The organism is Vogesella sp. EB, from assembly GCF_001037925.1.
In the GTDB taxonomy this organism is placed as follows: Bacteria; Pseudomonadota; Gammaproteobacteria; order Burkholderiales; family Chromobacteriaceae; genus Vogesella; species Vogesella indigofera.
Genome location: NZ_LFDT01000002.1, coordinates 174,542 through 186,849 on the forward strand (window position 1 = coordinate 174,542; position 12,308 = coordinate 186,849).

General features: G+C 66.8%; 9 protein-coding genes. 2 read left to right on the top strand and 7 right to left on the bottom strand.

The annotated features are described in order from the left end of the window. Window positions 1-96: 96 nt before the first annotated feature. Entirely contained in the window at window positions 97-1,143 is a 1,047-nt protein-coding gene (locus tag ACG97_RS02265) for a DUF1338 domain-containing protein (protein ID WP_047965690.1), read from the bottom strand. 151 nt (window positions 1,144-1,294) lie between these two features. On the opposite strand from ACG97_RS02265, the gene gcvA reads away from it, so the two are divergent. Then, the gene (gene gcvA / locus ACG97_RS02270; RefSeq protein WP_047965691.1) at window positions 1,295-2,221 is read left to right on the top strand and encodes a transcriptional regulator GcvA; all 927 of its coding nucleotides are present in this window, start codon (window positions 1,295-1,297) and stop codon (window positions 2,219-2,221) included. 181 nt (window positions 2,222-2,402) lie between these two features. Here the strand turns inward: gcvA and ACG97_RS02275 are convergent, their stop codons facing one another. Further along, window positions 2,403-2,750, bottom strand: coding sequence for a hypothetical protein (locus tag ACG97_RS02275; RefSeq protein ID WP_047965692.1), 348 nt, complete (start codon window positions 2,748-2,750; stop codon window positions 2,403-2,405). A 480-nt stretch (window positions 2,751-3,230) separates the two neighbouring features. On the opposite strand from ACG97_RS02275, the gene ACG97_RS02280 reads away from it, so the two are divergent. After that, window positions 3,231-5,702 carry a bifunctional diguanylate cyclase/phosphodiesterase gene (locus tag ACG97_RS02280; protein WP_047965693.1) on the top strand — a complete coding sequence of 824 codons (2,472 nt, stop codon included), beginning with the start codon at window positions 3,231-3,233 and terminating at the stop codon, window positions 5,700-5,702. A 246-nt stretch (window positions 5,703-5,948) separates the two neighbouring features. On the opposite strand, the gene astD is transcribed toward ACG97_RS02280, so the two are convergent. The 5 genes from astD to ACG97_RS02305 form a co-directional block, all read right to left on the bottom strand. Further along, window positions 5,949-7,415: a succinylglutamate-semialdehyde dehydrogenase gene (gene astD, locus ACG97_RS02285; RefSeq protein ID WP_047965694.1), complete on the bottom strand. Its 1,467-nt coding sequence runs from the start codon at window positions 7,413-7,415 to the stop codon at window positions 5,949-5,951. A gap of 102 nt (window positions 7,416-7,517) precedes the next feature. Next, the gene (gene astA / locus ACG97_RS02290) at window positions 7,518-8,543 is read right to left on the bottom strand and encodes an arginine N-succinyltransferase (protein ID WP_047965695.1); all 1,026 of its coding nucleotides are present in this window, start codon (window positions 8,541-8,543) and stop codon (window positions 7,518-7,520) included. Beyond that, a complete protein-coding gene (locus ACG97_RS02295) occupies window positions 8,543-9,583 on the bottom strand; it encodes an arginine N-succinyltransferase (protein ID WP_047965696.1) in 1,041 nt (346 codons plus the stop codon). The genes astA and ACG97_RS02295 overlap by 1 nt, the downstream gene beginning before the upstream one ends. Before the next feature lie 58 nt (window positions 9,584-9,641). Further along, window positions 9,642-10,883, bottom strand: coding sequence for an aspartate aminotransferase family protein (locus ACG97_RS02300; protein WP_047965796.1), 1,242 nt, complete (start codon window positions 10,881-10,883; stop codon window positions 9,642-9,644). 264 nt (window positions 10,884-11,147) lie between these two features. Next, the gene (locus ACG97_RS02305; protein WP_047965697.1) at window positions 11,148-12,119 is read right to left on the bottom strand and encodes a GlxA family transcriptional regulator; all 972 of its coding nucleotides are present in this window, start codon (window positions 12,117-12,119) and stop codon (window positions 11,148-11,150) included. Between the last annotated feature and the right edge of the window lie 189 nt (window positions 12,120-12,308).

Below are 12,308 nucleotides of genomic sequence, written 5' to 3' on the forward strand. Positions count from 1 at the left end.
AAAGATTGGCCGCAGGCCGGAAAAAGACCTGCCCCGGTACGCAGGGCAGGTCAAGCAGGCAACTAGGAGCCGTTACCCAGAGAGATCGGACTGCGCTCAGCAAGCGGCGGCGGTCATCTTGAAGATGCCCTGCGCGTTGGAGCTGTCGAAGCGCAGATCCAGCTTGTCGTTGCCCGCTTCGTCGGTGTAACGGTCGCGGGTGATGAATTCGTAGAACGAGCCCGGTACGATGCGGCTGACGCGCTGGCCGTCGGCGTCGATGAACTCGCGCTCAACCTGTGCCGCCTTGAACGCGGTCTGGCGCACGCGGCCGCTAGCAGACACTTCCACCTTGTCCTTGATCGGCTGGCCCTTGGCGCGCAGCTCGTCGGCGGTGGCGAACACGTCAGCCACGTGGTCGGTGGCGTGGTTAAAGGCATTGCCCTCGGTGGAGATCCACGCCATTTCGGCGGATTCCTGCAGCAGGGTGTGGTAGTCGGCCAGTGTCGGGGTGGCGTGCTGCACATCAAAGCAGCCCACCAGCTTGGGCAGCAGGCTGGCTGCATCGGCGAACGGCAGTTCGCGGTTGTCGGACAGCGTGGCCAGCAGCGCCTTGTCGGCGGTGGACAACGGATCGCGCGAGGTGGATACCACGTTGTCTACCGCCGCCTGGAAGGCCGGCGAGAACTGGTCCACGTGCAGCTCGGACACGAAGAACTGCGCCACCTGTTCCGGTGCATCCTGATGACAGTAGGCGCGGCCGGTCATCTTCAGGCGCGGCAGCGGGTACACGTCGGCGACGGCAAAGCCCAGCGGCTCCAGCACGCGCTTGAACGCCAGCTCGCCCTGCGGCAGCGCGCCGGTGTTGGCCGCGGCCACGGTGCGCAGCGCGCCGTGGTCGAACACCACCTGGCCACCGGCGGCCAGCTTGTCGGCCACGTAGCGCTTGCCTTCCGGTACCGCTTCCAGGTTCTTCGCGAACAGCAGCATGTTCATCGCCTGCGCCAGTACCAGGCGCGATACGCTGGCGCCGGCCGGCTCGGCCAGCAGTACGTCTTCGACCTTGATCATGGTGAACAGCTCGGCGGCGGCTTTTTCACCGGCTACCTGTACCAGCAGTTTGTGCAGTTGGCTGTTGGCGGCGGACGCTTGAGTTTGTGTCATTTGTGAATACCCTTCCCTGAGTGTGCGATATGGCCGGCGATCTGTCGGTGATCTTTGCTGCGGCGTTGATGAAGCAAAGTGTCACGGCTTTCCCTGTCGCGCTCAAGCGATGTATTCTGCTGACTTCATTCCGTAAACTCATGAACTCGCCATGCGCCGCACCCTCCCCTCGCTGATGGCCCTGCAGTGTTTCGAAGCTGCCGTGCGCCACCTGAGCTTTACCCGCGCCGCCGAAGAACTGAACCTGACGCAAAGCGCGGTCAGCCGCCAGATTCGGGGCCTGGAAGACTTCATCGGCCGCCCCTTGTTCGAGCGCGTCAAACAACGGCTGGTGCTGACCGTGGCCGGCGAGGCCTATGCCGCCGCGGTGCAGGACGTGCTCGATCGCGCCGAGGCCGCCACGTTGCAGCTGATGGCCTATCGCGGCGAGGGCGGCGTGCTGACGGTGGCGATGCTGCCCACCTTCGGCTCGCGCTGGCTGGTGCCGCGACTGGTGGATTTCAGCGCGCGCTACCCGGACATCCAGCTCAATCTGGTGACCCAGGTGCGGCCGTTCGATTTCGACAAGGTGGAGGCCGACGTGGCGATCCACTTCGGTCCGGCGCTGTGGCCGGGGGCGATCTGCCACCGGCTGATGGGCGAGGACATCGTGCCGGTGTGCGCGCCCGGCCTGCTGAAAAAACCGCTGCGTGATGTGCGCGAGCTGCTGGACTACACCCTGCTGCAGCACACCACCCGGCCGCAGGCGTGGAACGACTGGCTGTCCGCCGCCGGGCTGCAGGACATGGACACCCATCAGGCCAGCCTGCTGTCCGGCCCGCGCTTCGAGCACTTCTTCATGGTGATCCAGGCCGCCATCTCCGGCCTCGGCATCGCGGTGCTGCCGCAGTTTCTGGTGGCGGAGGAACTGGCCAGCGGCCGGCTGCAGCTGGCGCTGGACCAGCCGGTGCGCAGCCAGCACGCCTACTATCTGGTGCACCCGGCCACCCGCACCGACGTCTACAAGGTGCGCGTGTTCCGCGACTGGCTGCTGGCACAGGCGGCACAGGAGGAGGCGGCGCTCTCATCGCCCGGATAAACTCGTGAACCGGATAAACCCGTAGCCCGGATAAGCGCAGCGCATCCGGGAAAATCAGGCACCGACTCCCCGGATGCGCCTGCGGCTTATCCGGGCGACCCGAGGCAACCCGAGGCCGCATAAAAACTTGGCCGCAAGCGCACACGGCCATGCGGCCAACCTTGCGCCGCACGGGCAGACCTCAGGGGATGAAGGTCAGGAAGCTCCAGGCCACCATGATGTTGGACATCAACGCCACGCCGACCGCGAAGCTGATGCCGGAAAACAGTGTCCAGATGCGGAACAGGTGGTCCCAGTCCGGCACCAGCACCATCAGCTCCCTGGCCAGCTGGTGGCTGGCCAGCAGCACCGTACACAGGATCGCCCACTTCAGCAGATAACCGGGCAGGTATTTGCGCTGCTCGCGGTTATAGCGATAGTTCTGCTCGCGCAGCATCTGATCGCCGTGGCTGACATCGCGAAACAGCCAGTACGGGATGAAATAGAGATACAACAGCTGCAGCAATCCGGGTTCCGGCGTATTGGGCATGATCGTGTCTCCAGCTTGTGCCAAAACGGCGCCCGCCGTCTTGCAGCGTAGTCCGCCTGTTGTTGCGGTTAGCTTGATCACACTATAGACACGCCCACCCCGCCCCGGCGTCCACAAGGTGCACGTGTTCCGCAGATGGCGGCGGGCACAGGTGGCGCTCTCGTCGCCCGGATATACGCAGCGCATCCGGGAAAATCAGACACCGCCTACCCGGATGCGCCTGTGGCTTATCCGGGCTACGGTTCTACCCCACCCCGACGTCGACAAGGTGCGTCTTTTCGCACATGGCTGCTGGCGCAGGTGGACGGCTGCTGCGGCCGTTGTCGGCATTGCCACACTGGCAGTGGGGTCAGATCAAGTTCCAGCATGCCGTAGCAGCATGGCAAGCATGACTTAAGGTAAAGTGATAATTTGCCGCCGCCGGCACCGGGTGGCTATGCTGAATCATCATTTTGCGACCCCAGCCGAAAGCCCGCCCGCATGCTATCTCTGTCCTGGCCCGCCAGTACGCCGTCTGCCAACACCGCGACCCCGCTGCCGCTGGCGCTGCTGCTGTGCTTCCTGATCTCGCTGATGCTGCTGTTGCAACTGGTGTCGCCGGGCTGGGCACGCCTGCCCGGCTATGCCGCCATTCACACCATGCTGGAAATCCTGTCCATCGCCATGAGCCTGCTGGTGGCGGTGATGGCCTGGTTCCGCACCGACAGCAGCCGCCCGCTACGGGTGCTGGCGGTCGGCTTCGCGGTGATCGCGGCACTGGACACCCTGCACACCGTGTCCTACGCGCTGCTGCCGGCCTTCGTCACCACCAACACCCCGCAAAAGGCCATCGTGCTGTGGCTGGGCGCGCGCGCGATGGTGGCGCTGGCGATCCTGTGCATGCTGCTGCCGCCCCCGCAACAGCGACGCGCCATTCCGCTGCTGTGGCTGTACGGCGCGCTGGTGGCGCTGCTCGGCGTCGGCCTGTACGGCAGGCTGCCGGTGCTGTACCAGCCCGGTAGCGGCCTGACCGCGCTGAAAATCGCGCTGGAGTGGCTGCTGGTGGGCGGCTACCTGCTGCTGGCCTTTCGCGTGCACCGCGCGCAGCAGTCCATCTTCGCCGGGCAGTGGCTGACCGCCGGCCTGCTGGTGCTGGCCTTCGGCGAGCTGTTTTTCTGCTTCTACCAGCTGGTGGACGATGTCGCCAACGGCCTCGGCCACGTGTTCAAGGTCATCGGCCAGGGCTTCTTCCTGCGCGGGGTGATCGAAACCCGCCTGCTGCAACCCTACCAGCAACTGGCCGTGGAAAAGACCGCGCACGAGGACGCGCGCAACCGCCTGCACGCGCTGGTTTCCGGCGCACCGCTGGGCATTCTGGTGGTGGATCAGGACGGCCGCATCGTCAGCAGCAATCCGGCGGCGGAACAGCTGTTCCATGCCGCGCCGGGCGCGCTCGACGGCGGCCACATCGACCAGCTGGTGCCCAGCGCACTGCGCGGCGCACACCGCCAGCACCGCAGCGGCTACCACGCCGCGGCCAGCGTGCGCCGCATGAGCGAACGCCAGCAGGTGACCGCCGAGCGCTGCGACGGCAGCCAGTTTCACGCCAGCGTCGAGCTGGCACCGCTGCACTGGGGCCAGCACGCCTATGTGCTGGCCTTTGTCAGCGACATCAGCGTGCAGGTGCAGCAGACCTCGCAACTGCAATGGCTGGCGCTCAACGACGAACTGACCGGACTGCCCAACCGCCATGCCACCATCCAGCAGCTGGATGCCAGCCTGCAGCAGTGCCCGCACGGCGCGCTGCTGCTGTGCAATATCGACGCGCTGGGGCGCATCAACCAGGTGTTCGGCCACGACAGCGGCGATGCGCTGCTGGTGGCCAGCAGCCAGCGCCTGCAAGGCCTGCTGCACCCCGACGAGCAGCTGACGCGGCTGCAGGGCGACAGCTTCGCGGTGCTGATGCCGGGCCAGCGCCAGCCGCTGCCGCGCGCGCAGCAACTGCTGGAAGCCTTTGCCGCACCGTTCGTGCTGCCCGGCGGCATCGAGCTTCAGGCCGGCGCCCGTGCCGGCTACTGCCGCTATCCGGAGGACGGCGATCAGGCCAGCCAGCTGCTGCAGCACGCCGAAATGGCGATGACCGCCGCCAAGCGCAGCATCAGCACGCCGGTGGTGGCGTTCAGCGACTGCGAACCGGCACGTACCCGACGCTGGCTGCAGCTGGCCGGCCAGATGGCGCTGGCGCTGCAGCAGCAACAATTTTCCATGGTGTACCAGCCTCGGGTGCGGCTGCGCGACGGCAGCGTCGCCGGCTTCGAGGCGCTGCTGCGCTGGCAGGCGGCCGAGGGCGCCATCAGCCCCGGCGAGTTCATCCCGGTGGCGGAAGAAACCGGCTTCATCCTCCGCCTCGGGCGCTGGACGCTGGATCAGGCCATCGCGCAGCGTGCCGCCTGGCAGCGCGACGGCTACCAGGCTGGCCGCATGGCGATCAACCTGTCGCCGCGCCAGCTCGGCGATGCCGGGCTGCAGGACTGGCTGCTGCAAAGCTGCCAGCGCCACGGCGTGGCACCGGCACAGCTGGAGCTGGAAATCACCGAGACCGCGGCGATGGAAAACCTGCAATGGGCGCTGCCGGTGCTGCAGCAGCTGCGTGGGCTGGGGCTGCACCTCGCGCTCGACGACTTCGGCACCGGCTACTCCTCGCTCGCCTACCTGCAGCAGCTGCCGGTGTCGGTGCTGAAGATCGACCTCGCCTTCGTGCGCAATCTCGACCGCGAGGAAGGCCGCGCGGTGGCGCGCACCATCATCACCCTGGCGCAACAGCTGGCCTGCAACACCGTGGCCGAGGGCGTGGAAACCCCGGCGCAGCAGGCCTGGCTGCTGGCCAACGGCTGCGACGAGATGCAGGGCTTTCTCGAGGCGCGCCCCTTGCCGCCGGCGGCGGTCGCCGACTACCTGCGTGGCAAGTCCTGAGAGCCTGTTCAATGTCTGCTGCGGCGGTTCTCACGGGGCGATACCGCGTTGAAAATGCCTTCGGCAGGCTTGTTCATGTCCAGCCAAACACCGCGTCCTCAGTCGTTTTCGCCTTGTCTCGCGTGAACGCGCGAGACTTTGAACAGGATCTGGGCACGTGCGGCCAACCTTGTCGGCCGCACAACGTTGGCCGCAGCATGAAAAAAGCCCGCCGAAGCGGGCTGTCAATGAGCAGAAACAACACCCTCAGAAAGTCATGCCCGGCGACAGCTGCGCCGGCAGCGTCAGCTCGCCCGCCTCGACCGATGCCATCGGGTAGGCGCAGTAGTCGGCAGCGTAGAACGCGCCCGGGCGATGGTTGCCGGACAGGCCGGTACCACCGAACGGAGCGGCGGAGGAGGCGCCGTTGGTCGGCTTGTTCCAGTTCACCACGCCGGCGCGGATGTCCCGGTTGAAGCGCTGCCACAGCGCCGCGTCGTCGGCCAGCAGCGCGGCGGACAGGCCGTACTGGGTACGGTTGGCGATCTGCAGCGCTTCGTCGAAGTCGTGGTAGCGGATGATCTGGCTCAGCGGGCCGAAGTACTCCTCGTCCGGCAGCTGGCCGGCGATGGCGGTCACATCCAGGATGGCCGGGGTCACGAAGGCCTTGCCGTCCTGCAGCTGGCGCATGGCCAGGATGGACTTGGCGCCCATGGCCAGCAGCTTGTCCTGTGCCGCCAGCATGCCCTGTGCCGCCTTCAGCGACACCATGGCGCCCATGAACGGCTGCTGCTCGGCATCGTAGTCGCCGACGGTGAGCTTGGCGGCCACTTCGGCAAAGCGGGCGATGAAACGGTCGCCGAACTCGCCGTGCGGCACCAGCAGGCGGCGCGCGCAGGTGCAGCGCTGGCCGGCCGACAGGAAGGACGACTGGATGGCGTGATGCACGGCGCCGTCCAGATTGTCGACTTCCGCCACCACCATCGGGTTGTTGCCGCCCATTTCCAGCGCCAGCATGAAGCCCGGGCGGCCGGCGAACTGCTTGTGCAGCGCCACGCCGGTGGCGGAGCTGCCGGTGAACAGCAGGCCGTCCAGCATCGGGTGTTGCGCCAAGGCGATGCCGGTATCGCGCTCGCCCTGCAGCAGGTTGATCACGCCAGCCGGCGCGCCGGCCTTTTCCCACAGCTTGACGGTGAGCTCGGCCACCAGCGGGGTCAGTTCCGATGGCTTGAACAGGATGGTGTTGCCGGCGATCAGCGCTGGCACGATGTGGCCGTTCGGCAGGTGGCCGGGGAAGTTGTACGGGCCGTACACCGCCAGCACGCCGTGCGGACGGTGGCGCAGCACGGTGGCGTCGCCGGCCAGCTCGCCGCGCTTTTCACCGGTGCGCTCGTTGTAGGCGCGGATGGAGATGTCGATCTTGCCCACCATCGCCGCCACTTCCTGGCGCGACTCCCACAGCGGCTTGCCGGTTTCCACGCCGATGGCGCGGGCCATCTCTTCCTTGTGCTCGCCCAGCACTTCGGCAAAGCGGCGTACCAGCGCGATGCGCTCGTCCAGCGAGCGGCAGCGCCAGTCGTCAAACGCGCGGCGCGCGGCGGCAAAGGCGGCGCCGATGTCGGCGGCAGAGGCGGCGTGGCCTTCCCATACCGGCTGGCCGTTGGCCGGGTTGAGCGAGACGAAGGATGCGCCGCGACCGCTGGTCCAGGCGCCGTCGATGAAGAGTTGGCTCATTGCTGTATATCCTGTCTGGACACCTCGAAAACGCTAGCTTTTCGAGGCACCCGGTTGTGTTGGTCAACCGGCAGCGTGTGCTGCCGGCAATAAGTGTTCGGTTTACTTGGCCGGGTTCTGCGGCATCACGCGCACACGGTCGCCGGCTTTCACCTGCAGCGCACGCGCCTGTTCGGCACCGAGATGCACCACGCCATCGCTGACGTTGGCCGCAGCCAGGATCACGCGGAAGTCGGCCAGCTCGCCGTTGGCCACCAGCTGGCGCGGCGCGTCGGCGGCGGTTTCGGCCACGATTTCCACCTGGCACAGCCGGCTGTCGCGCATCACGCGCAGGTCGTCGATGCGGGCTTCCAGCACCGGGCCGCCTTCGAAGATGTCCACGTGCTGTTCCAGGCGCAGGCCTTCCACTTCCAGCATGCGGCGCGCCGGTTCGGTTTCCTTGTGCACCTTGCCGATGCAGTCGCGGGCGTCCTGCGGCAGGAAGTCGATGTACACCGGGTAGCGCGGCATCAGCTCGGCGAGGAAGGACTTCTTGCCCAGCGCCACCAGGCGGTCGGCCTCGTGAAAGTCGATGCGGTAGAAGTGCGCGCCCAGCGCCTTCCAGAATGGCGATTCGCCGTTTTCGTCGAAGTAGCCGCGCATTTCGGCGCAGATGCGCTCGGCAAAGCGTTCGCGGAACTGGCCGATGAACATGAAGCGCGCCTTGGACAGCAGCGAGCCGTTGCCGTTGACGCGGAAATCCGGGTCGAGGAACAGCGTGCACAGCTCGGAATAGCCGGTCAGGCCGTGCGACATGTGCAGCTTGTCCATGCGCGTCCACAGCCCCAGCTCGCGGCTGGCGTGCACGAAGGTGTCCATGCGGTAGGTCCAGAACGCCTGGTCGAGACCGACGGCGACCTCGATGCCGCACACCCCCACCACCTTGCCGCTGGCCGTGTCTTCCAGCACGAACAGATAGCCCTGCTCGGCCAGTGGCAGTTCGCCGGCGATGGTGCGCTGCACGCGCTCAAGGCGCGCGCCCTGCGCGACCGGGTCCGGCTTCAGCGTGGTCAGGCCGGGGCCGGCCTTGTGGCCCAGCATCACCAGCGCGTCGACGTCGTCCGGCCGGCACATTCTCAATACGATCATCAGCGGCCCCCTTCGGTCTGCAACGGAACGCAACGCACGGCGTCGCCATCCACGATCTCAAGCGCGTCGGCTACCGCGGTCGGCAGCGTGACTTCGTCGCCCTGCAGCGGCGGCAGATCCACCAGCAGGCAACGGAATTCGGCGGTCAGCGTGTTGCTGACCAGATACGGCACAGTGGCACCGCTGACCACGCCGCGGCGGGCGGTGTGCAGGCGGCTGTAACGCACCGAGCGGCACACGTCCAGCTGCGCGGTCAGCACCGGGCCGGCGTCGAACAGGTCGACGAAATGATCCGGCTCCAGGCCTTCGGCCAAGTGGCAGCGGTAGTTGGTGCGCGCGCCGCTGTGCGGCTCGCCCATCACGCGCTGCGCTTCTTCGGCGATCAGCGGCACGTACAGCGGATCGACCTGCATCATCTCGGCGATGAAGGTGCGGCTGCGGCCACCGGAAGCCAGTTCCATCTCGGCAAAGTCGCGACGGAAGAACTTGAAGCCGACGGCGTCCCAGAACGGCGAGCGCCCGTTGTCGTCGGTGACGCCAGGCAGCACCGAGAAGATCTCGTTGTTGAAGCGTTCGCGGTGCTGGGCGATGAACATCATGCGCGCGCGCGACAGCAGCTGCGGCGCGGCCATGCCGCGACCGAGCGCGGCTTCGTCGAAGTAGAAGCCGGTGAGGCGGGTGCGGCCGGTCAGCTCGTGCGAGGTCACCAGCGCGTGCACGCGGTGGTTCACTTTCAGCTCGCGCGAGGCGTGCACCAGCACTTCGTTGCGAAAGGCGTAGAACGGCTCGGAAAAGCCGGCGACCGCCATGATGCCGGCGGTGCCGTGCAGCTGGCCGGTGGCGGTGTCTTCCAGCACGAACAGATAGCTTTCCTCGCCGGGGCAATCGACGTCAGCGCGCAGCGAATGCACGGAATCATCCACCCGCTGCTGCAGGCGATCGCGGTCGGGCGGCAGGGAGTGCAGTACCGGACCGTCGGAACGCGCCATGCGTTCAATCTGCGGCAGGTCGGACAGCTTGCTCGGACGGACTAGGAGCATGACTTCTTCCTCTGTAGGGAAAAACGGCGGCGATACTTGGTCGCCGCCATGTATGGCATTAGGCCGGTTGCGCCTGTTTGGCGGTTTCCGCCTTGGTCACCAGTTCGGCGATGGTGGCATCCAGACGCGCCAGGCCTTCCTGCAGGTCGGCTTCCGGAATCACCAGCGACGGCACGATGCGCAGCACGTTGGTGCCGGCCACCAGTACCATCAGGCCGTGCTTGGCGGCGGCGTTGACGATGTCCTTGGCCTTGTTGTGGAACGCGCCCTGCAGCTCGGCACCGATCAAGAGGCCCATGCCGCGCACTTCCTTGAACACGCCGTGCTTGGCGTTGATGGCGGCCAGGCCGTCCTTCAGCAGCTGGTGACGCTTGCTGACGCCGTCCAGTACTTCAGGGGTGTCGATCAGTTCCAGCACCTTGTCGGCCACGCAGCAAGCCAGCGGGTTGCCGCCGTAGGTGGAGCCGTGGGTGCCGACCACGAAGGAGGCGGCAACCTTGTTGCTGGTCAGCATCGCGGCGACCGGGAAGCCGTTGCCCAGTGCCTTGGCGCTGGTCAGGATGTCCGGGGTCACGCCGTAGGCCTGGTAGGCGTACAGCGCGCCGGAGCGGCCGACACCGATCTGCACTTCGTCGAAAATCAGCAGCGCGTTGTGCTTGTCGCACAGCTCGCGCAGCTTCTGCAGGTAGGCCTTGGTGGCCGGCAGCACGCCGCCTTCACCCTGTACCGGCTCCACGATCACGGCGCAGGTGCCGGCGTTGATGGCGGCCTCGGCGGCTTCCAGATTGTTGAATTCGATGTGGTTCAGGTCACCCGGCAGCGGGGCGAAGCCTTCGGTGTACTTCGGCTGGCCGCCCACCGACACGGTGAACAGGGTGCGGCCGTGGAAGGCCTGCTTGCAGGACACGATGCCGGTCTTGCTGCCGCCGAAATGGTCGAAGGCGTAGCGACGCGCCAGCTTCAGCGCGGCTTCGTTGGCTTCGGCGCCGGAGTTGCAGAAGAACACCTTCTCGGCAAAGGTGGTTTCGGTCAGGCGGCGCGCCAGGCGCAGTGCCGGCTCGTTGGTGAAGGTATTGGACAGGTGCCACAGGCGGTCGACCTGCTCGTGCAAGACCTTGGTCAGTTCCGGATGCAGATGGCCCAGGCTGGTTACGGCGATGCCGCTGGCGAAATCGATGTATTCCTTGCCCTGCTGGTCCCACAGGCGGGAGCCTTCACCCTTGACCGGAACGAACGCGGCCGGGGCGTAGTTGGGAACCATCACTTCATCAAAGGTTTGGCGGGTAACAGGAGCGGACATCTGGGAATCCTTCATCTGGCGTTGAGATGGAGCCATTCTAGGCAGGTGCGTCAAACTTTCCGTCCAGAATCAAGACACGCAGCTTTCTGTTTGGGCCAGCAGTGGGCAAGGTTGGCAGCATCGCGTGTCAGCAAGTCGTCCGGATCAGCCACAGGCGCATCCGGGAGGGGTTCCGATGTTCCCGGAGGCGCTGCGCTTATCCGGGCGACGAACTGTTCGGGCCAGCGGGGTCGCCTGCGGCCAACGTTGGCCGCAGGCGGCGGCTCAGCCCTCGTCGGCGAGGTCGCTGTCGCCGGGGAAGCGCTCCTCGCGCGGCGAGATGCCGAAATGGGTGCGGTACACGGTGGAAAAGTGCGGCCCGGAAGAAAAGCCGCACAGCAAGCCGATCTGCACCACCGACTTGCCGGTGTTGCGCAGCAGCTGCCGCGCGCGCTCCAGCCGCAGCTGCAGGTAGTAGCGCGACGGCGAGTCGTCGAGGTATTGCTTGAACAGGCGCGCCAGCTGGCGCCGCGACTGGTTGGTGAGCCGCGCCAGCTCGTCGGTGGTCAGCGGTTCCTCGATATTGGCTTCCATCAGCATCACCGCCTCGGTGAGCTTGGGATGCTTCTCGCCGACCCGCGCCAGCAGCGGCACGCGCTGGCGTTCGTCGCTGCCGCGCACACGCTCGGCGCACAGCACCGCGGCGATGGACTCCACCAGCTCGACGCCGTGCTGGCGCCCGATCAGCGCCAGCGTGCCGTCGATCTGCGCCAGGCCGCCGGCACAGGTGAAGCGGCCGCGATCCAGCTCGTACACGTGCTGCGACGCCACCACACTGCGAAAGCGCTCGGCAAAGGCCGGCTGTTCCGGCCAGTGGATGGTGGCGTGGTAGCCGTCGAGCAGCCCGGCACTGGCCAGCCACCAGGCACCGCAGTGCACCCCGCCCAGCAGCGACACGCGGGACGCCAGCAGCGCCAGCGCATGGCAGCACAGCGCGGCATCGCTGAACGGCAGCACGCCCTCGCTGAGCACGAACAGCTGGTCGCAGGCTTCGGCATCGCGCAGCGCACCGCTCACCGGGTAGCGCATGCCGCCGGCCATCGGCAGCGGCTGGCCGTTCCAGCTATAGAAGCGCAACTGGTACAGCGTCTTGCCGGCCAGGCGGTTGGCCTGCAGGAACGGTTCGGCAAAGCAGCCGATGCCGAACGGCGAACACGGCGGCAGCAGCAGCACCGCCAGCTGCAGCGGCGCCGTCATCGGCCTGCCCCCGCGAACGGCGGGACGGGCTGTTGCCGGGCGGCAATGACGGGCAGGAACATGCTTCACTCCTTGGCGGCTGACGCTGCCGATGGCAGCGGATGAATAGGGATGACAGGCAACGCGCACGGCGGGGGGACACGCTGGCGCGGTGACGGCATTTAGCGGCGCCGGCGGCGCGAACGGACG

Coding starts and splice junctions, on each gene's coding strand:
- astD (WP_047965694.1), bottom strand. CDS start 7,415: ATGAGCCAACTCTTCATCGACGGCGCCTGGACCAGCGGTCGCGGCGCA.
- ACG97_RS02265 (WP_047965690.1), bottom strand. CDS start 1,143: ATGACACAAACTCAAGCGTCCGCCGCCAACAGCCAACTGCACAAACTG.
- astA (WP_047965695.1), bottom strand. CDS start 8,543: ATGATCGTATTGAGAATGTGCCGGCCGGACGACGTCGACGCGCTGGTG.
- ACG97_RS02305 (WP_047965697.1), bottom strand. CDS start 12,119: ATGACGGCGCCGCTGCAGCTGGCGGTGCTGCTGCTGCCGCCGTGTTCG.
- ACG97_RS02300 (WP_047965796.1), bottom strand. CDS start 10,883: ATGTCCGCTCCTGTTACCCGCCAAACCTTTGATGAAGTGATGGTTCCC.
- ACG97_RS02295 (WP_047965696.1), bottom strand. CDS start 9,583: ATGCTCCTAGTCCGTCCGAGCAAGCTGTCCGACCTGCCGCAGATTGAA.
- ACG97_RS02280 (WP_047965693.1), top strand. CDS start 3,231: ATGCTATCTCTGTCCTGGCCCGCCAGTACGCCGTCTGCCAACACCGCG.
- gcvA (WP_047965691.1), top strand. CDS start 1,295: ATGCGCCGCACCCTCCCCTCGCTGATGGCCCTGCAGTGTTTCGAAGCT.
- ACG97_RS02275 (WP_047965692.1), bottom strand. CDS start 2,750: ATGCCCAATACGCCGGAACCCGGATTGCTGCAGCTGTTGTATCTCTAT.